The organism is Sphingobacterium bovistauri, assembly GCF_020295405.1.
GTDB lineage: Bacteria > Bacteroidota > Bacteroidia > Sphingobacteriales > Sphingobacteriaceae > Sphingobacterium > Sphingobacterium bovistauri.
Genome location: NZ_JADEYP010000011.1, coordinates 1 through 23494, shown reverse-complemented (window position 1 = coordinate 23494; position 23494 = coordinate 1). Strand labels below are relative to the sequence as shown.

The window sequence follows — 23494 nt, the reverse complement described above, 5'->3', positions numbered from 1 at the left end:
ACTCAAAAATATGAATATTTTTATAAGATAGCGCTAAGATCGATGTAGAATTTTCTGCTATTTATAATTCAACTGTAGTCATACGCTGACTTTATGTGTTTATTTCATAATAAAAGCCTAATTTAGCTCGATATGAAAATTAAAGTTGGTTTTGGATTTGATGTTCATCAAATGAAAGAGGGACATCCTTTTATAGTAGGTGGTGTACAATTGGATCATCATTCAGGAGCTTTTGGGCATTCTGATGCAGATGTATTAGTCCACGCTGTTTGTGATGCTATTCTTGGGGCAGCTAATTTAGAGGATATTGGTTATCATTTTCCGAACACGGATATGAAATGGAAAGGTGTAAGCAGTCTTTTGTTGTTAGAAGAATGCATGCGTCTGATCACAGATAAAGGTTGGTGTTTGGGAAATATTGATGCAATGCTTTGCTTAGAAGCACCTAAAATCAAACCTTATATTCCACAAATGAAGGAAAAGCTTGCTGAAGCTACGGGCTTGGATGTGGAGGATATTTCTATAAAGGCCACGACTAATGAAACAATGGGTTTTGTTGGACGTGAAGAAGGAGTCGTAGCATATGCGGTTTGCTTGATTCAAAAATAAAGCTCACTTATTGTTTTCGAAAGTAGACTAAGGCAATTATTAAAGCCGTGATAGCTAAAATTGCTGCTAATATAAAAGGTGCACCTGGGAAATAAGGGTGCACTTCTTTTTCTGAAAAATGAGAAAAGAGTGTCGTCATCACCAAAGGGCCAATAATAGAAGTAAGGCTTATTACTGAAGTAATACCACCTTGGATTTGCCCCTGTTCATTTTGAGGGATATGATTCGAGATACAGCTTTGTAACGATGGACCTGCTATACCAGCTGATACAAATAAAATACTTATCGCATACATCATCCAGCTTGCAGATGCAAATCCAAATAGTGCATAAGCTACAACATACAGAACTAAGCCTATTGTGATTGATTTTTCAAGCCCGAATTTTGGAATGGCAAGACGAATTAACCCCGCTTGAACAATCATTAGAAGTGTGCCAACAAAGCCCAATGATAAACCCACCATTCTCTCATCCCAGTTGAATTTTTCCATAGTATAATATGACCAAGTACTTTGTACAGCATTTGCAGCTATATTGATTAAGAAAATACAAATGACCAATGGTAATATATTGGGGTATGATTTAATGTGTTTAAATGCACCTATTGGATTCGCATTTTTCCAATTAAAAGGTCTTCTGTTTTCAGGTTTTAAGGATTCTGGAATTACAAAGTAACCGTAAATGGCATTCAACAAGCATAAACCAGCCGCTGCATAGAAAGGTATGCTTGAGCCATATTGGCCAAGAACGCCTCCAAGTACAGGTCCAAGTATAAACCCTAAGCCAAAGGCTGCCCCCAGCAGGCCAAAATTTTGCGCTTTGTTTTGTGGAGTACTAATGTCGGCAATATATGCGGCTGCGACAGTATGACTTGCACCAGTTACACCTGCGATCAATCTTCCTACAAATAGCCATGCTATGGAAGGAGCAAGCCCCGTTAGTATGTAGTTGATACAAAAGCCAAATAATGAAAAAAGTAAAATGGGCCGCCTGCCATATCTATCACTTAGATTGCCTAATACCGATGCAAAGAAAAACTGGGTAAAGGCATACATAAATACTAACCAGCCTCCATATTTTGATGCTTGACTCAAGTCTCCATGTATAAGTTCTTGAATCAATTTGGGCATCACTGGGATTATAATACCTAAACCAATCGAGTCAATTACAACCGTAATAAATATAAATAATAAACCTTTTGGAGCTCCTGTTCTCATATTATAATAATAAAGGTAAGGATTCAATTAATACTTTACAGCGTATTGAAAAAATCAGAAGCGGTATTTGGAAATATACTGCTCCGAAAGATTATATTTGATAGTCAGTAGATTCTGTCATGAATGTATTTCGAATAACTTCTCTTCATGCTATAATTACATTTATCATAGTTGTGGTAATATTGCAACAGTATGCCTGTTCACCTAAAAGTAACCAGTCCATTGGACATCACTTTCAGATGAAATATAATACAATGTTTAATGTGGATGCACTTTTGTCTAAGGCAGAAAGTTCTTTATTTCGAGATGAAATAGCTTTATCAGAATTTTCATTATTTGGAGCACCTAATGAAATTTATAAAATCGAATTGGCATCAGCCATATCGAAATTACAACGCTTACTTGTTGAAGAGAAAAGCGAGGCTGTACGTGAAGAACTCTATTATAGAATTGGGAAAGCGTATTATCTTATGTCAGATTTCTATACAGCATTGGCTTATTTTGAGCTAATAACAAATCACTCGTTGTTTAAGGATAGGGATTTGTGGAAGATTAATGCATTACGTGAGATAGGAAAACTGGAGGAATCCTTAATCGAAATCAATGAAATTGATTTTAATGGACTTTCTCCTAAAGAGGCTTCATTATATTATGCTCTCAAATCGGATATATTTCGTCAACAGGAGATTAAAGATTCAGCGGCTTATTATTTGGGTCGATCTTTCGAAATTGGTGTTCCTTTAAAATATAAATTTTATTGGCAATTGTGTTTGGGTAAAATGTTGTCGACAATTGATGTTCCACAAGCTAAGAAAGTTTTAAGAAAAATAGCGAGATCCAATAGTGCTCCTAGTTTACTCACGCTCAAAGCTGAAGTAGAATTAATTAATATAGGGAGTCAAAGTGTTGATGAAAGGATTACAGCTCTTCGTGAACTACTAAATAGGGGGTATTCTATAGGTTTAGAATGGTTGGTCTATGCTGCACAATCTGACTTATATAGATTACAAAACGAAGTTGATTCAGCAAATGTTGTGTCAGAAAAAGTTCTGGCTCACAATACCGTTCCTATTGCGGTCAAGAATTTGGAACGGTGGAAGCAAGGGCAATTCATGCTACTTCTAAATAAATTAGATGACGCAGTGATTAGCTTTTCTCAAATTGATGTTGAAGAATTGTCTCTTCTGGACAAGAGAAGTAAAACATTAATCTTACAGAGGGAAAATTGGATTGTATTATTAAAACTAATTGATCAGCAACAGTCTGAAAATACTAAAAGCGAACTGTATTTCAGTGCAATGTACGAGTTGGCCACTTTTTACAGAGAAAATAAATTGTATAATGATGCGAAGTCAATCCTCAATGATTTAGTTCTGATTAATCCATCTAAACAAATCGATTATTTGCATGATCTCTACCTCTTCGATAAAGCAGGTGTAGAAGATGAGAATAATGTTTACCAGCAAAAATTAGTTATTAAGCAGAAGTTATATACAAAGCAGGAAGAATTATATAAGCTTTTGGATGCTGAAAAATATGAAGAACTCATAGTATTAGCTGATGCTATTATTGATGAATCAATTTTAGCTATTGGGGATGAATCTCGGGTTGCTTATATAAAAGCTATGGCAATCGGGTATTCTCAATCTGTTTCTTCCTTTGTTAGCACTTTAGAGTCTATTAAAGAAAAATATAAGGGTTATCCAATCTCTGAATTGGTTCATAAATATCTCGAGTATATTGACAAGAATAAATCCAAATTTGCGCTCCGGAAATACGCTCTAGAAAAAACAAAAGAATATTTTTCAAATCGTAACATTAAACAGGGAGATACTCCAATTGAATCAATAAAAAATGATAGCCAAATTTCAAATGTTGGAACATTTATTGATATTCAATCAAGACATGGGGAGGCATATTATTTTGTACTATTGCTGGAGGATATGAGGATAAATCTGACACCCGTGCGCTATGCAATTGGACAGTTTATTCGAACTAAACATACCAATATGGGACTTGGGCATGATTTATTGGAGTTTGGATCATCGTGTCAATTACTACGTGTAGGAATATTTGAATCTTTGGATGCTGTTACTAATTTTGAACATCAAGTTGAGAAAATGCTGCCTGAAATAATCAAGTTTCGTGAAAAAAAATATAGTACCTTTGTAATTCAAAAATCGATATTAGATAGTGTTGAAAATATATCTGATATAGATTATTTCGTTAGAAAATATATAAATAAGTAGTATTCTACGTGTTAATATGAAGAGAGAATCTAAAAATAGTAAACTGACTACAGAAGATATCAAGCGATATACCCGTACATGTTGGGTAATTCTTTTGGGAGCAATTGGTTTTGGTATGTTGTTTTTGTTTCTAGTACGTATTGGTTTATTTGGTAAACTTCCAAGTTTTGATGAGCTGGAGAATCCACAAAGTAATCTTGCGTCTGAAATTTTAACAGATGATAACAGAGTATTAGGTACGTATTATCGCCAAAATAGATCTAATGTAGAATATAGTGATTTATCACCTTATTTGATCAACGCCCTAATTTCAACTGAAGATAAGCGATTTTATGGTCACTCAGGAATTGATTACTCTCGTACATTTACAGTTATATTTCATACCCTAATGGGTAATAAACAAGGGGGAAGTACCATTACCCAGCAGTTGGCGCTAAATCTTTTTGCAGAAAAAAGAGAGCGTAATACTATAAAACGTATTATGCAAAAATTGCAGGAATGGATTACTGCTGTACGTTTGGAACGTAATTATACCAAGGAAGAAATCATTATGATGTACTTTAATACTGTAGATTTCGGGTATAAAAATACATACGGTATAAAGTCCGCGGCGCGTACTTTCTTCAATACGACTCCTGATAAATTGAAATTGGAAGAAGCTGCGGTTTTGGTTGGTATGTTGAAGGGACCTTCTATGTATTCACCAGTTCGAAATATAGAGCGTTCACAAAGTCGCCGTAATCTTGTGATGGAGAATATGATGAACGAAGGTTTTATATCTACTGAAGAGCTGACGGCAGCGAAAGAGAAACCATTAAAGCTTGATTTGAACGTGTCTAGTTACGGAGAAGGTTTAGCTCCATATTTTAGAGCCGTATTAAAAGATGAAATCAAGAAAGAATTTCAACGTTTGCAGATATTAAAGGATGATGGTACACCATATGATTTAGATAAGGATGGGTTAAAGATATTTACTCCAATCAATTACGATATGCAAGAATATGCTGAGGCTGCTCAAAAGGAGTGGATGCAGAAATTGCAACGTGAATTTGATAAGCAGTGGCGTAATAAAAACCCTTTTGTAGGGGATCGAGCTAAATTATTGCAAGCAGGAATGAAGCGATCTGATCGCTATATTCAGATGAAACAAGATGGTGCTAGTGACGAGGAAATAAAAAAGGCTTTTAATACAAAGACATCAATGACGATTTTCACTTGGCGTGGAAATGTTGATACTATGATGACACCAATGGATTCTATAAAGTATAATAAATTGGTACTCCGTAATTCGATGATGTCTATGGAACCTAGAAGTGGTCATATTAAAGCGTGGGTTGGAGGTATTAACTTTGAACATTATAAGTACGATCAAGTGAAGATGGGGATTCGTCAAGTAGGATCTACCGCGAAGCCATTTACATATGCTGTAGCTATTGATAACGATTATTCTCCATGTCAGACTATACCTAATTATCAACAAACGTATGGTGATTGGACACCAAGAGGTACAGTCCAAGGTGGTAATCCTATAACCTTAAAAAATGCATTAAAGTATTCTCAAAACTATGCAACTGCCTATTTAGTGAATTTAGTGGGGGCTTCAAATGTAGCTGATTTGACACGTAAGATGGGGATTACTTCCAATGTGCCAAATTATCCATCTATATCATTAGGGGCATACGAGGCATCAGTATATGATATGGTTGGAGCATATTCTGCTTTTGTCAATCATGGTACTTGGATAAAACCCATTATGATTTTACGTGTAGAGACCAAAGATGGGACGGTATTGTATGAAAATCAGCCTGATGTTAAAATGGTTTTAAATCCAGAATCAGCTTACATTATGGTGGATATGTTGAGAGGTGTAGTTGATGGTGGTACTGCAAGTCGCTTGCGACGCGCCGAATTTGGAGGCTTAACAAATCCTATTGGTGGTAAGACGGGTACTACAAATGATAACTCGGATGCTTGGTTTATTGGTGTTACACCAGAGTTGGTAACGGGAGTATGGACAGGAGCAGAAGACCGAAGTATTAGTTTCAGTAATATGCAATATGGACAGGGAGCCGCTGCTGCTTTACCAGTGTTTGGCTTGTATATGAAACGCGTATATGCTGATTCGAAATTGAATTATAGTAAAGGTGATTTTGCCAAACCACCTGGAGGCTTGACACGGACATTGGATTGTTCTCAATATGAGGGAATTTACCATGGCGGTGAACCTCAAGAGCCAGAATTGCAAGATGACCGTTTAGGATTTTAAAATTTTACAATTTATAAATACGCCAGACAATGAATTTTTGTAATTTGTTGTCTGGCATTTTTGTTTGGTATAGATGAGTTCGTTTGATTACAAAGAAGAGTTAAAGAAGATTCCGCATAAACCTGGGGTTTATCAATATTTTGATAAAGAGGATACACTTGTTTATGTCGGTAAAGCCAAAGATTTAAAGAATCGTGTAAGTTCTTATTTTGTTAACGAGCGTCAACTCAATTCGAAGACGCGTGTGCTGGTGCGTAAAATCCAACGTATCGCTTTTACTATAGTGGACACCGAGATTGATGCGTGGTTGTTGGAAAATAACCTTATCAAAAAGCATAAGCCTCGGTATAATGTCATGCTCAAGGATGACAAGACCTATCCTTGGATCGTTATTAAAAATGAGTCTTTTCCACGTGTTTTTTGGACAAGGAAATACATTAAAGATGGCTCAACATATTTTGGTCCATATGCTTCCGTAGGGATGATGCATATTGTATTGGACGCCATACGTGAATTATTTCCACTTCGTACATGTAATCTGAATCTAGCACCTGAGCAAATTGCAAAGGGGAAATATAAAGTGTGTTTAGAGTATCAAATTGGTAACTGTAAAGGTCCTTGCGAAGGTTACCAAACATTAGAAGATTATGACCAAAATTTGTCCGATATCAAAGATATCTTGAATGGTAAGATTGCAGTTGTAAAAAATCGTATAAAAGAGCAATTGAATGAAGCAGCTTCCTCGTTGAATTTTGAATTGGCACATTACCTCAAGAATAAATTGGATAAGCTCGATAATTACCAATCTAAGTCTACCGTGGTAAGTTCATCCATCACGAATGTGGATGTATTCAGTATAGCTTCGGACGATAGTTTGGCTTTTGTGAATTTCTTGAAAGTGGTAAATGGTGTAGTCATTCAGACACAAACATTGGAAATGAAAAAACGTTTGGATGAAACGGATGCGGAGTTGTTACAGATTGCTATACCCGAAATTCGAAACCGCTACAAATCATTATCGAGAGAAATTATCGTTCCTTTTGATTTAGAAATTGATGGTCTGCCAGATTTTGTGAAATTTACAGTACCGAAGTTGGGTGACAAGCGAAAATTGTTGGATCTGTCGCTGAAGAATGTTGCTTACTTCAAAAAGGAACGTATGCTTCAATACGAAAAGCTAAATCCAGAAGTTCGTACAGATCGCTTATTACTGCAAATGCAAAAGGACCTACGACTTAATGTACTACCACGCCATATTGAATGTTTTGATAACTCCAATATCCAAGGAAACTACCCTGTTTCGGCAATTGTAGTTTTCAAAGATACAAAGCCTTCGAAGAGAGATTATAGACACTTTAATGTAAAGACAGTCGAAGGACCGAATGACTTTGCAACGATGGAAGAGGCGGTACATCGTCGCTATAGACGCATATTGGATGAAGGGCAAGAACTGCCACAATTAATCGTCATAGATGGGGGTAAAGGACAATTAGGAGCTGCATTGAAAAGTTTAAGGCTTTTGGGAATAGAAAAGAAAGTGACTGTCATCGGTATCGCGAAGCGCCTAGAAGAATTATTCTATCCAGGCGATCAATATCCATTGTATTTGGATAAAAAATCCGAAACGCTGAAAATTATTCAGCATCTACGAGATGAAGCGCATCGCTTTGGGATAACCTTTCATCGCAATCAACGTAGTCGTAAAACTTTTGTGTCAGAGTTGGAGAATATTCCTGGGATTGGTAAGACAACAGTAGAGAAATTGTTGAAAGAATTTAAATCCGTGAAACGGATTAAAGAACAGTCTGAAGAGGAATTAAAAAAAGTGCTTAATCTAAAACAGATTAAAGCACTTCGTGAGTATTTTCAATAACTTTTAGTCCAGCTTTTCCCAAACTTCGTATAGACTAAATGTGCCATTTGTACTTTGAATATTCCCCTCAATTGTAAACGAAGTTTTGTCTTCATTGAATGTGATCTTTAAGGTATTAGTGGCTTCTGCGGCTTGGGTATTACTCTCGTTCACTGTAGTGACAGATTCTGTATATTTGCTATTTTGACTGTCTAATGAATACTTACCTTTGTGTGCTGCAGTTAAACCATTTTGTCGTAGTGATAAGTTCGAAAATGAATTGTTAGAATCAAAAAACTTATAAAAGACAGGAGGTACATCCGTGATTTCCCCGAGGCTATTCTTTGACTGACTTAGTTTCCAAACTCCTTTTAAAGTTGAATCAGTTTGTGCGAATATTCCTGTCGTAAAAATAGTAAGGAAGATAATTGTTAAGATAGTTCTCATGTTTTAAGTTTTACTTATTGCTTAATAAAGTTAAATAAAAACAAACATTATTACAACACGAAGATTAGTATAAATGCCCGTTACAAAACTGTAACGGGCATTTATACTAATCTTCGTAACCAAATCTTTTCAGAATGTTCTTCTTCGCTCTCCAATCGGGTACTACTTTGACGAATATTTCTAGGAAGACTTTTCCTCCAATAAATTCTTCTATATCTTGTCGAGCATAGGTGCCGACTTTTTTGATCATTGATCCTCCTGTACCCACTATGATGTTTTTTTGAGAATCACGTTCTACATATATTTCAGCGGATATTCGTGTAATATTCTTTTCCTCTTTGTAAGCCGTTACAGCTACTTCGGTACTGTAGGGGATTTCTTTAGCATACAATTTGAAAATCTTTTCGCGAATAATTTCAGAAGCAAAGAAACGCATAGATTTATCCGTTAATTCGTCCTTTTCGTAGTATGGAGGATGAATTGGCAGTTTATCTTTGATGTATGTAAGGATTGGAGGCACATTATATCCTAGCAATGCTGACATTGCAAAAATCGCTTCAGGGTTTAATTTTTCCTTCCAATATTCTATCTTCTCTTTTACTTGTTCTTCTGTAGATTTATCGATCTTGTTGATTAATACCGCAATGGGTGACGATGTTTTTGTTAATTTTTCGATTACATCATTTTCATCGTGTTTCTCATTAATATCTGTCACAAATAAAATAATGTCAGCATCAATCAGTGATCCTTCAACAAAACTCATCATTGATTCTTGCAAAGAATACTTGGGGATAATGATTCCGGGTGTGTCTGAAAAGATGATTTGATGATTGTCATCATTGACAATACCCATGATACGATGGCGAGTAGTTTGCGCTTTAGGTGTGATGATAGACATCTTCTCACCGACTAAAGCGTTCATTAGCGTAGACTTACCAGCGTTTGGTTTTCCGATTATACTTACGAACCCAGCTTTATGTGACATTTTTGAATATTTATTTGTTTTACAAAGAAACAAATAATATCTTTGTACTCCAATTAAGGGAGTAAATAATCTTTGATTTTGACATTAAGAACAAAGATTTTGACATATAAAATATAATGCGGGGTGGAGCAGTGGTAGCTCGTCGGGCTCATAACCCGAAGGTCATCAGTTCGAGTCTGGTCCCCGCTACTAAAATTTAAGTCTAACGCGAGGTTAGATTTGGCAAAATATAATGCGGGATGGAGCAGTGGTAGCTCGTCGGGCTCATAACCCGAAGGTCATCAGTTCGAGTCTGGTTCCCGCTACTAAAATTTAAGATCTAACGCGAGGTTAGATTTGGCAAAATATAATGCGGGGTGGAGCAGTGGTAGCTCGTCGGGCTCATAACCCGAAGGTCATCAGTTCGAGTCTGGTTCCCGCTACTAAAATTTAAGATCTAACGCGAGGTTAGATTTGGCAAAATATAATGCGGGGTGGAGCAGTGGTAGCTCGTCGGGCTCATAACCCGAAGGTCATCAGTTCGAGTCTGGTCCCCGCTACTAAAATTTAAAGTCTAACGCGAGGTTAGATTTGGTAAAATATAATGCGGGGTGGAGCAGTGGTAGCTCGTCGGGCTCATAACCCGAAGGTCATCAGTTCGAGTCTGGTCCCCGCTACTAAAATTTAAAGTCTAACGCGAGGTTAGATTTGGTAAAATATAATGCGGGATGGAGCAGTGGTAGCTCGTCGGGCTCATAACCCGAAGGTCATCAGTTCGAGTCTGGTTCCCGCTACTAAGTATAAAAGCTTTACATGAAAATGTAAAGCTTTTTTGTTTTATATACTATGCTATACTTTATGTAGTTGTGTGTTTAGAAGTTGCTTTTGGTTTTTTAATTACTTCCGAAAAAGTGCTTTTTGCCTAAAAAATCCTCTTCGAATCTTTTAAATTTATCCTTTTTCTTGTGTAGTAAGATTTCATATTAGTTATGCAACTAATTTTGTAAAAAATATTTGTCGTTTGTGGATAATAATTTGTTTTTCATCAAATATGCTTGTTTTCTGTAAATCAATCATTTGTTGTTTGTGCAATCGATTTCGTTGGTTAAAGTTTTTTTATTATGCTAATAATAAGTTAATATTGAAATCGATAATCCCTATTATGGTATCACACGGTAACAATTATTTATTCAATTACTTATGAACAACAGATTTACAATGCCCTTTCATTTAAGGAAAGTAACACCGTTAGCAACAGCTCTTTTGTTGACGACTATGATGCCCAATGCGTCATATGTGTTAGCGCATGAGAATTATGCTTTAAACTCAAATGTTTTAGCCCAAGAAACTATTTCTGGTAAAGTTTATGATGAATCAGGACCTGTCGCAGGGGTGACTGTTTCATTGAAAGAAAATCCTTCTATCGTAACGACAACAAATTCGGATGGTGAGTTTACGCTAAAAGCTAAAGTTGGTCAATCCTTAATAATTCGTGCGGTTGGTTATAATTCGCTGACTAAAGTAATCGATGCTGCCACTATGGCTATCACATTGGAAAGTGTGACAGAGTCACTAGATGAAGTTGTGGTAGTTGGTTTTGGGACACAGAAAAAGGTTAATTTGACTGGGGCTGTGCAAGCAATTAGTGCTAAAGATTTAGAAAACAGACCGGTTACAAATGCTTCTACGGCATTGCAAGGAAAGTTTGCAGGTGTAACTATTGTACAAAATTCAGGTCAGCCGGGTAAAGATGGTGGTACTATTCGCGTTCGTGGTCTAGGTACAACGAATAATGCGAACCCTCTGGTTTTGGTGGATGGGGTAGAAAGTTCATTGAATAATATTAATCCAAACGATATCGAAAATATTTCTGTATTGAAGGATGGACCAAGTGCCGCTATTTACGGATCTAAAGCTGCAAACGGCGTTATTTTGGTAACTACAAAAAAAGGTAAGATAGGTGAACCTCAGCTTAATTATGCTGGATATGTAGGTATGCAAGATCCTACTCGATTGCCAGAATATATGCGTTCTTATGATCATGCGGTAATATTGAATGAAGCCTTAGCAAATCAAGGACTGCCTTTGAGATTTACAAATGATGATTTGGACGGGTTTAAAAACTCCACAGATAGAGATAAATATCCTGATACAGATTGGTTAGGTCTGTTGTATGATGGATCTGGATTGCAACAATCACATAATGTTCAAATTTCTGGAGCAACGGATAAGGTTAATTATATGGCTTCAGCAGGATTTATGGGGCAAAAGGGTGTGATTGATGTAGCTAAAGCAGATCGTTATAATTTACGTACAAACCTAGGTGCACAAGTCACTGAGCGCTTGAATATAAATCTTGGCTTGTCTTACAATTACCAGCGTATTGATGAGCCTGTGAATCCATATACAGGTGACATGGCGCAAATCTTTAGACAGGCTAATCGTATTCCTTCCTTTATCCCATATCAATATTCAAATGGAGTTTATGGCTACTATGGTGACGGGAACCCTGTTGCTTGGTTAGATATGAAATCTACGGATGAAATGATCTACAAGCATACTCATATCAATTTTTCTGGAGAATATAAAATTGTAGATGGGTTGAAATTTAAACAAGTGGTTAGTTTTCAGCCAAGAGATAACATGTCTTCTAAATTTGTAAAGGAGATTCAGTTTTATGATCACAATACAGGATCACCAACTTTCAGACAAGGTGTAAATAATCTTACGGTATATAATAACCAAGATGAGTTATTGACATTGCAGTCAATGTTGACTTATGATAAATCATTTGGCAAACACGATCTTAATGCACTAGCTGGTTTTATGGATGAAACGAGAAGAGCGGATTTTTCAAGGGGTTATAGACAAAATTTCTTGGGTACGGAATTGCATGAGTTGGATTTGGGTGATGTATCGGGTCAGCAGGCTACAGGTGGGGCGCAAAAACTATTATTGAGATCTTGGTTTGGTCGAGTAAACTATGCATTTGATAATAAGTATTTGTTTGAAGCAAATGTAAGACATGATGGAACGTCTAGATTTGTTGGAGAGAATAAATGGAACACATTCCCTTCTTTCTCTGCAGGATGGAGAGTTTCACAAGAGGGTTTCTTCCAAAATTCAGCTTTAGCAGAAAAAATATCTGAATTGAAATTAAGAGGTGGTTGGGGTATATTGGGTAACCAAACCTTATCAGGTGTAGGTGAGAATGCCTACCCTTCAGCAGATAATTATTACCCAGGTGTATTTACGATTAGTTCTGGATATAATTATCCAATCGGAACTGGATTGGCTTCAGGAGGAACAGTAGCTGTCGCAGCGAATCCTCAAATGTTATGGGAGCGTTCAATTAGCTCAAATGTTGGTTTAGATTTAAATTTTAGAAATAAATGGTCTTTTGTGTTAGACTATTTCAACAGAACAACAGACCGTCTTTATATGTCATTGCCTGTTCCGGTTGAATTTGGGCTTCCAAGTCCTGTTCAAAATGCAGGAAAGGTCAAAAACAATGGTGTAGAATTACAAGTTAACTACAGTAATAGATCTAATCCATTTCAATTTGATATTGGAGCCAACATTTCATACATCAACAATGAAATCTTAGAATGGAGATCGAATTCAGCAGAACCTCATAGCTCATTTTACGTGAGAGATTTAGGACTGCCGTTGCGATCTTTCTATGGTTACGAATCTTTGGGTATTTATAGATCTGATGAAGAATATCAAAATTCAGGTGTGAAGGGAGTGAATAATACAGTAGGTGCGGGAGATTTAATCTATAAAGACCAAAACGGCGATGGTAAAATTGATGGTAACGACCGTGTATATTTAGGTTCTCCGGATCCAAAGTATATTTTTGGATTGACATCAAATATGTCGTACAAAAATTTCGATTTGAATATGTTTTTGCAAGGAGCGGCAGATGTACAAGGTTATATGTGGGGAGAAGCAATTGGCAATATTTCAGGTACAGATAAGCCTACTGAAATCTACAGCGAGAGATTCCATGCTGTTAATAATCCAAATGGATCAATGTCAAGAGCCTTGACATCATGGGTTCAAAATAAACCAGAGTCAAATCCTTCTGATTTTTGGATTCAAAATGCGAGTTATGTACGTCTAAAAAATATAACGTTAGGGTATAATCTGCCTCAATCCGTACTTAATAAAATAGGGCTTAAAGGTGCTAAAATTTACTATAGTGGACAAAATTTATTCACTATAACTGGATTTGCAAAAGGATTCGATCCTGAAGCTCCAGCTGATTCAAGAGGTAATTTCTACCCTCAAGTGAAAACGAATGTGTTTGGATTAAATGTTAATTTTTAAGATGTAAATTATGTTAGGAAAATATAAAGTATTGTGTTTAGCAGGATTGGTTAGCATGATGTCATGTGAAAGCTTAGACCAGAATCCGCTAAAAGATTTAAGTGAAAACAATTTTTGGAATACAGAGAAGGATGTACTTTTTGCTGTGACGGGCTTGTATAATGGATGGGAATCAGGAAGTCAAATTTTCTATATGGATTGTGTTTCAGATAACTCGAATAATGATTTTGCACACGAAGGCTACCAAGCTTTGGGTAATGGTACAGCCACGGCTACAAATCCAGGAAATGCCTCGTCAAGATATACATACAATCATATAAGACGTGCAAATTGGATATTGGAAAATATTGAGAAAGCTCCAATTAGTGCTGATTTAAAGAAAAGATTAATAGCTGAGGTAAAAACTATTCGTGCGTATCGCTATTTGGATTTGGTCACATTATTTGGTGATGTCCCATTGATTACTCAAACATTAACTATAGACGAATCTTTTGTAGAAAGAACACCTAAAGCAGAAGTTTATGCGTTTTTGGAGAAAGAATTGAAGGATGCTGCTGCAGATTTGCCTGGCGTAGCTACAGAGAAAGGGCGAATGACCAAAGGGGCAGCTTTAGGCTTTTTGACAAGAGTTTACGCATTCCAAAATAAACATCAAGAAGTGGCTAGTACTACTGACGAGATAATTAATTTAGGCGTTTACGAGCTTTTTGATAATTATGCTACATTATTTGAAGAAGCCAATGAAGGAAATTCAGAAGTAATCTCTGATATACAGTACATTCAGAATGATTTCGGTTATGGTTCATTAGGAATCATGATGCCGAATAGCATTGGTGGGTGGAGCTCTATTGTTCCTCTTCAGAGTTTGGTTGATAGTTATGAAGCAAAAGACGGTTTGCCAATTGAAAAATCAGCAGTTTACAATGCGGCTCAACCTTATGAAAATCGTGATCCAAGATTAGCAGCTACTATTTTGTATGCAGGCGTAACGTATAGAGGCCAAGTGTTTAATCCACTAGGAGACACAAATGATTACCCTACTAGTGCTGATAACGCTTCTAATTCAGGTTATAACTACAAGAAATATATTCAAAATCCTTCAAGCTATACAAATGTGTGGAATGTAGGAGTGAATATTATTGTACAACGTTATGCTGAGATTTTATTGTTGAACGCCGAAGCTAAAATTGAAGCCAATCAAATCGATAATTCGGTTTACGAAAATATTAATTTGGTAAGAGAACGTGCTGGTTTACCAAAAGTAGATGCAACGCAATATCCTTCACAAACGGAGTTAAGAGACTTGGTGAGAAGAGAGTTGCGTGTAGAATTGGCTGGTGAGGGACGTCGTAGATTTGATATTATCCGTTGGGGGATTGCAGACGAGGTTATGAATGGTCCAGTTTATGGTTCACTTTCTAAAGGTAATATTGATCCCGCAACAGGTGTTGTTACATTTACGAACTTAAATGATAGATTCTTTGTTGAAAATAGAACTTTTGAAAAAGGGAAAAATGAATATTGGCCAATTCCTCAAGCTGCAATTGACGCAAGTAGAGGTGTGCTAAAACAAAACAATGGGTATTAGTCCATTATTTGGAAAATAAGCACTTATTATAAGGTCTTAACGAATGGCAAGAGAGAAATTTCTTGCCATTTTCTTTGTCTGAAATCTCTCAAAATAATACAATCTATTTTGTGTAACTTTGTAGCCTATATTTCATATTGAAATGAGTTGCCGGGATGGTAACGCGCGAGATAAAATTTAAAAAATATTATGGCAAACATTGTTGCAATTGTAGGTCGCCCAAATGTGGGAAAATCGACTTTATTTAACCGCTTGACGGAAAGTAGAAAAGCTATCGTTGACGATTTTAGTGGAGTAACACGCGATCGTCACTATGAGATGGCAGAGTGGATAGGTAAGAAATTCACAGTTATTGATACTGGAGGTTTTGTACATGGATCAGATGATATCTTCGAAGAAGCAATCCGTGACCAAGTGCATATCGCCATTGAAGAGGCGTCTGTAATTATTTTTATGGTAGACGTTAAAACTGGTACAACAGATTTAGATGATGAGATCGCTGATCTATTGCGTCGTACTTCAAAACCTGTATATGTGGTAGCTAATAAAGTGGACCACGCTAAATTGCACCATGATTCTTCTGAGTTCTATGCGTTTGGTTTGGGTGAGATATTTAATGTGTCTTCGGCTACAGGTTCGGGTACAGGTGAATTGTTGGATGCAGTAGTGTCACATTTTCCTGAACCAGAAGAAGAGGAAGAAGAGGATTATTTACCAAAAGTAACCATAGTAGGACGTCCAAATGTTGGTAAATCATCATTGACCAATGCTTTATTAGGAACAGATCGTAATATCGTGACTGATATAGCAGGAACTACACGTGATACCATTAAAATTCATTATAATCAATTTGGACATGAGTTTTTATTGGTGGATACTGCGGGTCTTCGTCGTAAGAGTAAAGTGAATGAAGATATCGAATTTTACTCGGTAATGCGTACTATTCGTGCACTAGAAGACTCTGATGTAGTCGTATTAATGTTGGATGCGAATGATGGTATCGAAGCGCAGGATATTAATATTTTTCATTTAGCAGAAAAGAATAAAAAAGGAATTGTGATTGTTGTCAACAAATGGGATACTATTGAGAAAGACAACAAAACGATGAAAGAGTTTGAAGCTCGTATTAAAGAAAAAATTGCTCCTTTTACAGATGTACCAATTATTTTCACATCAGTGACAGAGAAACAACGTATTTTCAAGGTCGTAGAGACAGCGATGGAAGTACATCGTAATAAAACGAAAAAGATCCCTACTTCTAAATTGAACGAAGTAATGCTTGGTGTGATTGAGAACTATCCACCTCCAGCAATAAAAGGTAAATACATCAAAGTTAAATATGCGACACAATTACCAGGGAAAGCACCTATGTTTGCCTTCTTCTGTAATTTGCCTCAATATATTAAGGATCCTTACAAACGTTACGTGGAGAATAAATTACGTGACAATTTTGATTTCACGGGAGTTCCTATTCAAGTTTATTTCAGACAAAAGTAATTATTAAAATCAAATCAACTAAAGTTCTATATGCAACACAATCTCGTACTTTATAATACATTAACACGTAAAAAAGAAAAGTTTGAGCCATTACATCCCAATTTAGTTGGAATGTATGTGTGTGGTCCTACCGTCTACAGTGATGTACATCTAGGGAATTGTAGAACTTTCGTTTCCTTTGATTTAATATTCCGTTACTTACTTCATTTGGGGTATAAAGTACGTTATGTGCGTAACATCACCGATGCAGGCCATCTAGAAGGTGATAACGATGAGGGTGATGATAAATTTGCTAAAAAGGCAAAATTATTACAGCTTGAGCCAATGGAAATCGTTCAGAAATATACAATCGGTTTTCATGATGTTTTGCGTTTATTTAACGCATTACCACCAAGTATTGAGCCGACCGCTACTGGACATATTTCGGAACAAATCGAAATGGTGCAGACAATTATTGATAATGGTTATGCTTATGAAGTAAACGGTACGGTTTATTTTGATGTGGATAAATACACAAAAGAACATAACTATACAATTCTGACCAACCGTAATCTCGATGATTTGATGAATAACACGCGAGAGTTAGGAGGTCAGGACGAGAAGCGAGGTCGTTTAGATTTTGCACTTTGGATTAAAGCAAAGCCAGAACATATTATGCGTTGGCCTGCACCGTGGAGTGTAGGTTTTCCAGGTTGGCACATTGAATGTTCGGCGATGAGTCGTAAATATTTGGGTGATCAATTCGATATACATGGTGGTGGAATGGATTTGGCCGCTACACACCATACCAACGAAATTGCACAATCTGAAGCTTGTAACCATACTTCTCCTGCTAAATATTGGATGCATACGAATATGCTGACCGTAAATGGTGCGCGTATGTCTAAATCAGCGGGTAATGGATTTTTGCCTGGGGAATTATTTACGGGTAATCATCCTTTGTTGAATAAAGGATATTCACCTATGGCGGTGCGTTTCTTTATGTTGCAAGCACATTACAGAAGTACATTAGATTTTTCTAATGAAGCTTTGGATGCGGCAGAGAAAGGTTATAAGCGACTAATGAATGCGATCAGTTTATTAGACAAGGTAGTTCCGGCTTCTTCTACGAAAATTGATGTTGATTTAGATACATTGACAGCACGTTGTTATGCAGCTATGGATGATGATTTCAATTCACCTGTGTTGATTGCGGAGTTGTTTGAGGTTGTTCGTTTGATAAATTCAATCTATGATGGTAAACAACAAGTTGATCAGGTCGCTTTAGATCAAATCAAATTATTGCTTAATAATTTTGTATTTGATGTCATGGGCTTGAAAGATGATCAATTGGGTTCAGATAATGAAAGCATGGATAAATTGATGGATTTGGTTATCAACTTACGTAATGAAGCGAAGCAAAATAAAGACTATGCAACATCTGATAAAATACGTAACGAGCTAACGGCAATTGGTATTCAATTAAAAGATAGCAAAGACGGTACACTTTGGAATAAGATTTGATATAAGGCTTGCAAATAACTTTAGATGAATTATTCAACTATTCTTAAAACTGTATCTGTAGCATGTGCTTTGTTGCCAATGCAAGTTTTGCTTGCTCAACTTCCTGAAAAGGTTGGTGGTCTAATTACTGCCGATCGGAATGCGGCAATTATTTCAAAAGCACAAACTCCTCATGCAGCATTTTCGTCTATTATAGATAAGACCTCAACTTTTTATGTGCCTTCAGCGGTGAATGCATTTAATTATTTGAATAACAGACCCAATATACCTGATGTCATGGCTTGGGAACCAAACTTTGCTTTGGTGTCGAAAAGTTTGGAGTTCGGTGTTACTTCAGGCAATATGGAATTTCAAAAAGTTGGCGCTGTAAAAAGATATGGACAATATTTAACAATTTGGAAGCGCGATAAAAAGGGAGTTTGGAAGGTTGATCTTCGTGCAGAAGTAGAAAACTACGGTAAACAGGCCGCGAAAGATTTAACATATCAAGAGCCTGACGATTCTTGGTATTTGAAACATCGCTCACAAGTGAGATTGAAGCAGCGTGAGGATATCATATCATCTACAGATCAATTATTCTCTACTATTTCAAAGCGTGATACAGAGGCTGCTTATCGAGAATTTATGGCTGATGAGGTTCGTTTTTATTATCCATGGCAAAATGAAATTGAGGGCAAAAATAATGTAGTCAATTTCATCAAAAAACAACGCATCGATATCGTAACTGAACCATTAAAGGTAGGAAGAACATATAGTGGGGAGTATGCGTATTCACAAGGTACAGCTACCATTCATTCAAAAGAAAAGGCAGTAAAATTCAATTATATCAGGGTGTGGAAATTGCAAGATGATTTTCAGTGGAGAGTGATTCTGGAAATGATGTTTGAACGATAATAGTTCTTTAAAAAATAAAAAGGCTTGAAAATATTTCAAGCCTTTTTATTTTTTAAAGAACTAACTGATATCTTATAAGTGAATAACTTCACCGTATGCGTCAGCAGCAGCTTCCATAATAGCTTCACTCATTGTAGGGTGAGGGTGAACAGCTTTGATCATTTCGTGACCAGTAGTTTCTAATTTACGAGCTACTACAATCTCAGCGATCATTTCAGTTACGTTAGCACCAATCATGTGCGCACCTAACAATTCACCATATTTAGCGTCGAAAATTACTTTTACAAAGCCATCTTTTGCGCCAGCAGCAGAAGCTTTTCCTGATGCAGAGAATGGGAATTTTCCAACTTTGATTTCATAACCAGCTTCACGAGCAGCTTTTTCAGTAAGACCTACAGAAGCAATTTCTGGTGAACAGTATGTACATCCAGGGATATTGTTATAGTTGATAGGCTCTACATGCAAACCCTTGATTTTCTCAATACAAGTGATAGCCTCCGCCGATGCTACGTGCGCTAATGCCTGACCTTTTACGATGTCACCAATAGCATATACACCATCAATATTTGTTTTGTAGAAATCATCTACCAATACACGACCTTTATCTACTTTTACACCAACTTCTTCAAGACCGATATTTTCGATATTTGGAGCGATACCAACAGCTGATAGCACTACTTCTGCTTCGATTACCTCGTTGCCTTTTGCAGTTTTGATATTTACTTTTGACAATGCACCTGAAGTATCCACAGAGGTTACCTCTGATTTCGTTAAAATATCAATACCCGCTTTTTTAAGCGATTTTTCTAATTGTTTTGATACTTCTTCGTCTTCAACAGGAACGATACGATCCATGAATTCAACGATAGTTACTTTTGTGCCTATTGCGTTATAAAAATAGGCAAATTCAACACCAATAGCTCCAGATCCTACCACGACCATTGATTTCGGTTGTGTAGGCAGATTCATCGCTTGACGGTAACCAATAATTTTCTTACCATCTTGAGGTAAGTTAGGTAATTCTCTTGAACGAGCTCCTGTAGCTAAAATCGTGTGTTTTGCAGTATATTCTTTTATGCTACCATCAGCAGCTTTTACTTCAACTTTACTGCCTTTTTTGATTTTAGCAGTACCCATGATTACATCAATCTTGTTCTTTTTCATTAAGAACTGGATACCTTTACTCATACCTTCTGCTACACCACGACTTCTTTTTACGATTGCACCAAAGTCAGCTTCTCCGCCTTGTACCTTAATACCGTATTCTTCAGCATGGTTTAAGTATTCAAATACTTGAGCACTTTTTAATAAAGCTTTTGTAGGAATACACCCCCAGTTCAAACAGATACCACCTAAAGCTTCGCGCTCTACAATGGCAGTTTTAAAACCTAATTGAGATGCACGGATAGCAGCAACATAACCACCCGGTCCAGATCCAATCACAATAATGTCGTAGTTCATATAGTTTTTGAATTAGTTTTCTTTTTCAAATTTTGTAGCCAAAAATACACTTTTTTTTGGCAAGGACATAGCGTATTGCAATCTTATTTTGGCAAAACGTAATAAACTACTGTCTTAAAAAAAATGTGCTATGTCAGTGGCTAGTCAATAAATGAAAACAATTCTTGTTTCCATAAGTAGACCATTATTTTTGCGATTTATCAATCATAATTAATATGTTACGTATTTTAAGACTTATTGCGCTTTGGGAAGCGATCTCTGCTGTGCTTTTATTTTTTGTGGCTATGCCTATTAAGTATTATTTCTATGAACATTTAGGCTTGACAAAAGAATTGGCAGCGGGCTTTTCGTATATGGTTGGTTTATTTCATGGAGCCTTGTTTGTTATTTTGGCATTAATGTTAATTGCTGCATGGAGAATTTATAAATGGAGTTTCTTAAGATTGGTCAAATATCTCATTATTTCTGTAATTCCGATCGCTTCATTCTGGATAGAAATTGATTTGAAGAAGGATATTAATGCAGGAATTAAATAAAACAAAAGCAAGCTATTTAGCTTGCTTTTGTTTTATTAGATGATTAGTCTTTAGTTGGTAAGTCATTTATACTCATATACGCATAAGTAATTTCTGTCTTTCCGTGTGGAGTTGGTGTACCATTTTCATCCAAATTCACAAAAACCAATTTGTCTATAGAAAGAATTGGTTTTCTTGTTATTTTATTGCGTACTTGACAGGTCAATGTAATTGATGTTTTACCAAATTCTGTTGCCGTAATACCTAACTCAATAATATCCCCCTGTTTTGCCGAACTTACAAAGTTAATCTCCGAAATAAATTTCGTAACTACATGTGGATTACCCAATTGTACGATGGCATAAATAACTGCTTCTTCGTCAATCCATCGTAAAAGTGTACCTCCGAAAAGTGAGCCATTCGGATTTAGATCTTCTGGTTTTACCCATTTTCTAGTATGAAAGTTCATCTTATTCTTATTTAAAGAAAATCCAGAGAGGCAAAATTAATTTTGCCTCTCTGGATTATTTTAAGCGTGAATTGCTCTGTTTGCAGTTGCTGCAAGAGCAGCTTCTTTTAGCGCTTCTGTGTAAGTTGGGTGTGCGTGACAGATTCTTGCGATATCTTCTGCCGACGCTCTGTATTCCATTGCGACTACAGCTTCAGCAATCATATCTGCTGCACGTGGTCCAATCATGTGTACACCGATTACTTCGTCAGTTTCTGCATCAGCTAATACTTTTACAAAACCATCCGTGTCACCAGATGCTTTAGCACGTCCTGAAGCTTTGAATGAGAATGAACCTGATTTATATTTCACACCAGCTTCTTTCAATTGTTCTTCTGTTTTACCGACTGAAGCTACTTCTGGCCAAGTGTACACGACACCAGGGATTAAATTGTAATCGATATGCGGTTTTTGACCAGCAATACGCTCAGCTACATAGATGCCTTCATCTTCTGCTTTGTGTGCAAGCATTGCGCCTTTTACAACATCACCAATAGCATAAACACCTTCTACACTAGTTTCTAAGTGATCGTTTACAGTGATTTTATTTCCTCTTTCTTCTGGTGTAATGCCAATATTTTCTAAACCTAAATCTTTCGTGTATGCTACACGTCCTACAGAAACAATACAGTAATCACCTTCGAAAGAGACAGCTTGACCTTTAGCATCTTCAGCGGTAACAGTTACTGTTTTGCCTTTTGCGCTAGCGCCAGTTACTTTATGACCTAAGAAGAATTCCATGCCTAATGATTTTTTCAATACGCGTTGTAATTCTTTGCCTAAACCACCATCCATTGTACTGATAATTGATTTTGCGTATTCAATTACTGATACTTTAGCACCTAGACGAGCGTATACCGAACCTAATTCAAGACCGATAACACCACCACCGATTACGATTAAGTGTTTAGGAACTTCTTGAAGATTTAAAGCTTCTGTAGAAGTGATGATACGTTTTTTGTCAATAGGTAAGAAAGGTAATGCCGTTGGTTTAGAACCGGTAGCGATAATTACATTTTTACCTATGATTTCTTCTGAACCACCGTCTTTTTTAGTGATTTTAATTGTGTTTTTATTCACAAAAGAACCTGTTCCTTCGAATGAATCAATTTTGTTCTTTTTGAAAAGGTAAGTAATACCTGCTGTATTTTGTGCGATCACATCATTTTTGCGATCGATCATTTTTTTAACATCAATTTTCAGATCTTTTACAGATATACCATGGTCTGCAAAAGCATGAGCGGCATTATGATAGTGTTCTGAAGTATCTAATAAGGCTTTTGAAGGGATACATCCTACATTTAGACATGTACCACCAAAAGTGCTATATTTTTCAACAACCGCTGTTTTTAACCCTAATTGAGCACAACGGATAGCGGCCACATAACCGCCTGGACCACTACCAATTACTATAACGTCGTATTGCATAATTGCTATTTTATATTTTTGTTGCAAAGTTAATGTTTATCATTCAGTAATACCAAATTATGTTGGCATAAAAAAGAAGCTGTCCAAAAAGGGCAGCTTCTTTGTTTTATTTCGATTTTTAAGAAAACTTCTAATTGTTAAGCTGCATACTTGGATACAGAGGAT

At 36.4% G+C, this 23494-nt stretch carries 16 protein-coding genes and 6 tRNA genes; 16 read left to right on the top strand and 6 right to left on the bottom strand.

Annotated features, from left to right (window positions below; translation table 11 throughout):
- Window positions 1–132 precede the first annotated feature (132 nt).
- Entirely contained in the window at window positions 133–609 is a 477-nt protein-coding gene (gene ispF / locus IPZ78_RS07450) for a 2-C-methyl-D-erythritol 2,4-cyclodiphosphate synthase (RefSeq protein WP_225552370.1), read from the top strand.
- A gap of 7 nt (window positions 610–616) precedes the next feature.
- Here ispF and IPZ78_RS07445 read toward each other — a convergent pair whose 3' ends face one another.
- Entirely contained in the window at window positions 617–1825 is a 1209-nt protein-coding gene (locus IPZ78_RS07445; protein WP_225552369.1) for a TCR/Tet family MFS transporter, read from the bottom strand.
- A 239-nt stretch (window positions 1826–2064) separates the two neighbouring features.
- On the opposite strand from IPZ78_RS07445, the gene IPZ78_RS07440 reads away from it, so the two are divergent.
- From IPZ78_RS07440 to uvrC, 3 genes are all read left to right on the top strand, one after another.
- Window positions 2065–4074: a hypothetical protein gene (locus IPZ78_RS07440; protein ID WP_225552368.1), complete on the top strand. Its 2010-nt coding sequence runs from the start codon at window positions 2065–2067 to the stop codon at window positions 4072–4074.
- 16 nt (window positions 4075–4090) lie between these two features.
- Window positions 4091–6340 carry a transglycosylase domain-containing protein gene (locus IPZ78_RS07435; RefSeq protein ID WP_225552367.1) on the top strand — a complete coding sequence of 750 codons (2250 nt, stop codon included), beginning with the start codon at window positions 4091–4093 and terminating at the stop codon, window positions 6338–6340.
- 73 nt (window positions 6341–6413) lie between these two features.
- Entirely contained in the window at window positions 6414–8213 is a 1800-nt protein-coding gene (gene uvrC / locus IPZ78_RS07430) for an excinuclease ABC subunit UvrC (RefSeq protein ID WP_225552366.1), read from the top strand.
- 3 nt (window positions 8214–8216) lie between these two features.
- Here the strand turns inward: uvrC and IPZ78_RS07425 are convergent, their stop codons facing one another.
- Both IPZ78_RS07425 and era read right to left on the bottom strand, forming a co-directional pair.
- Window positions 8217–8639: a DUF4488 domain-containing protein gene (locus IPZ78_RS07425; protein WP_225552365.1), complete on the bottom strand. Its 423-nt coding sequence runs from the start codon at window positions 8637–8639 to the stop codon at window positions 8217–8219.
- 106 nt (window positions 8640–8745) lie between these two features.
- Window positions 8746–9624, bottom strand: a complete 879-nt coding sequence (era, locus tag IPZ78_RS07420) for a GTPase Era (protein WP_225552364.1) — start codon at window positions 9622–9624, stop codon at window positions 8746–8748.
- 117 nt (window positions 9625–9741) lie between these two features.
- Here era and IPZ78_RS07415 point away from each other — a divergent pair.
- The 11 genes from IPZ78_RS07415 to IPZ78_RS07365 all read left to right on the top strand — a co-directional run bounded on the left by IPZ78_RS07415 (window position 9742) and on the right by IPZ78_RS07365 (window position 19417).
- Window positions 9742–9813, top strand: a tRNA-Met gene (locus IPZ78_RS07415).
- A gap of 44 nt (window positions 9814–9857) precedes the next feature.
- Window positions 9858–9929, top strand: a tRNA-Met gene (locus IPZ78_RS07410).
- A gap of 45 nt (window positions 9930–9974) precedes the next feature.
- Window positions 9975–10046: transfer RNA gene (locus IPZ78_RS07405), tRNA-Met, on the top strand.
- Window positions 10047–10091: 45 nt separating this feature from the next.
- Window positions 10092–10163: transfer RNA gene (locus IPZ78_RS07400), tRNA-Met, on the top strand.
- Window positions 10164–10208: 45 nt separating this feature from the next.
- Window positions 10209–10280: transfer RNA gene (locus IPZ78_RS07395), tRNA-Met, on the top strand.
- 45 nt (window positions 10281–10325) lie between these two features.
- Window positions 10326–10397, top strand: a tRNA-Met gene (locus IPZ78_RS07390).
- Window positions 10398–10803: 406 nt separating this feature from the next.
- Complete coding sequence (locus IPZ78_RS07385; RefSeq protein WP_225552363.1) at window positions 10804–13935, top strand: SusC/RagA family TonB-linked outer membrane protein; 3132 nt, start codon at window positions 10804–10806, stop codon at window positions 13933–13935.
- A 10-nt stretch (window positions 13936–13945) separates the two neighbouring features.
- On the top strand, window positions 13946–15523 hold the full coding sequence (locus tag IPZ78_RS07380) for a RagB/SusD family nutrient uptake outer membrane protein (protein ID WP_225552362.1): 1578 nt from the start codon (window positions 13946–13948) through the stop codon (window positions 15521–15523).
- A gap of 189 nt (window positions 15524–15712) precedes the next feature.
- Window positions 15713–17020, top strand: coding sequence for a ribosome biogenesis GTPase Der (gene der, locus IPZ78_RS07375; protein ID WP_225552361.1), 1308 nt, complete (start codon window positions 15713–15715; stop codon window positions 17018–17020).
- A 30-nt stretch (window positions 17021–17050) separates the two neighbouring features.
- On the top strand, window positions 17051–18523 hold the full coding sequence (cysS, locus tag IPZ78_RS07370) for a cysteine--tRNA ligase (protein WP_225552360.1): 1473 nt from the start codon (window positions 17051–17053) through the stop codon (window positions 18521–18523).
- Window positions 18524–18547: 24 nt separating this feature from the next.
- Complete coding sequence (locus IPZ78_RS07365) at window positions 18548–19417, top strand: YybH family protein (RefSeq protein ID WP_225552359.1); 870 nt, start codon at window positions 18548–18550, stop codon at window positions 19415–19417.
- A 72-nt stretch (window positions 19418–19489) separates the two neighbouring features.
- Here the strand turns inward: IPZ78_RS07365 and lpdA (IPZ78_RS07360) are convergent, their stop codons facing one another.
- Window positions 19490–20878 (bottom strand): dihydrolipoyl dehydrogenase, encoded by a 1389-nt coding sequence (gene lpdA / locus IPZ78_RS07360; protein WP_225552358.1) that lies wholly within the window; start codon window positions 20876–20878, stop codon window positions 19490–19492.
- 215 nt (window positions 20879–21093) lie between these two features.
- Here lpdA (IPZ78_RS07360) and IPZ78_RS07355 point away from each other — a divergent pair, with 215 nt between their 5' ends.
- Window positions 21094–21414, top strand: a complete 321-nt coding sequence (locus IPZ78_RS07355; protein WP_225552357.1) for a DUF3817 domain-containing protein — start codon at window positions 21094–21096, stop codon at window positions 21412–21414.
- A gap of 43 nt (window positions 21415–21457) precedes the next feature.
- Here the strand turns inward: IPZ78_RS07355 and IPZ78_RS07350 are convergent, their stop codons facing one another.
- Together IPZ78_RS07350 and lpdA (IPZ78_RS07345) are read right to left on the bottom strand one after the other, a co-directional pair.
- Entirely contained in the window at window positions 21458–21862 is a 405-nt protein-coding gene (locus IPZ78_RS07350; protein ID WP_225552356.1) for an acyl-CoA thioesterase, read from the bottom strand.
- A 60-nt stretch (window positions 21863–21922) separates the two neighbouring features.
- The gene (lpdA, locus tag IPZ78_RS07345) at window positions 21923–23329 is read right to left on the bottom strand and encodes a dihydrolipoyl dehydrogenase (RefSeq protein ID WP_225552355.1); all 1407 of its coding nucleotides are present in this window, start codon (window positions 23327–23329) and stop codon (window positions 21923–21925) included.
- Between the last annotated feature and the right edge of the window lie 165 nt (window positions 23330–23494).

Bases quoted from the DNA above. Each gene is read 5' to 3' on its own strand.
- cysS (WP_225552360.1), top strand. From the start codon at position 17,051: ATGCAACACAATCTCGTACTTTATAATACATTAACACGTAAAAAAGAA.
- IPZ78_RS07355 (WP_225552357.1), top strand. From the start codon at position 21,094: ATGTTACGTATTTTAAGACTTATTGCGCTTTGGGAAGCGATCTCTGCT.
- IPZ78_RS07425 (WP_225552365.1), bottom strand. From the start codon at position 8,639: ATGAGAACTATCTTAACAATTATCTTCCTTACTATTTTTACGACAGGA.
- IPZ78_RS07440 (WP_225552368.1), top strand. From the start codon at position 2,065: ATGAAATATAATACAATGTTTAATGTGGATGCACTTTTGTCTAAGGCA.
- IPZ78_RS07435 (WP_225552367.1), top strand. From the start codon at position 4,091: ATGAAGAGAGAATCTAAAAATAGTAAACTGACTACAGAAGATATCAAG.
- uvrC (WP_225552366.1), top strand. From the start codon at position 6,414: ATGAGTTCGTTTGATTACAAAGAAGAGTTAAAGAAGATTCCGCATAAA.
- IPZ78_RS07385 (WP_225552363.1), top strand. From the start codon at position 10,804: ATGAACAACAGATTTACAATGCCCTTTCATTTAAGGAAAGTAACACCG.
- IPZ78_RS07350 (WP_225552356.1), bottom strand. From the start codon at position 21,862: ATGAACTTTCATACTAGAAAATGGGTAAAACCAGAAGATCTAAATCCG.
- ispF (WP_225552370.1), top strand. From the start codon at position 133: ATGAAAATTAAAGTTGGTTTTGGATTTGATGTTCATCAAATGAAAGAG.
- lpdA (WP_225552355.1), bottom strand. From the start codon at position 23,329: ATGCAATACGACGTTATAGTAATTGGTAGTGGTCCAGGCGGTTATGTG.
- era (WP_225552364.1), bottom strand. From the start codon at position 9,624: ATGTCACATAAAGCTGGGTTCGTAAGTATAATCGGAAAACCAAACGCT.
- IPZ78_RS07445 (WP_225552369.1), bottom strand. From the start codon at position 1,825: ATGAGAACAGGAGCTCCAAAAGGTTTATTATTTATATTTATTACGGTT.
- der (WP_225552361.1), top strand. From the start codon at position 15,713: ATGGCAAACATTGTTGCAATTGTAGGTCGCCCAAATGTGGGAAAATCG.
- IPZ78_RS07380 (WP_225552362.1), top strand. From the start codon at position 13,946: ATGTTAGGAAAATATAAAGTATTGTGTTTAGCAGGATTGGTTAGCATG.
- IPZ78_RS07365 (WP_225552359.1), top strand. From the start codon at position 18,548: ATGAATTATTCAACTATTCTTAAAACTGTATCTGTAGCATGTGCTTTG.
- lpdA (WP_225552358.1), bottom strand. From the start codon at position 20,878: ATGAACTACGACATTATTGTGATTGGATCTGGACCGGGTGGTTATGTT.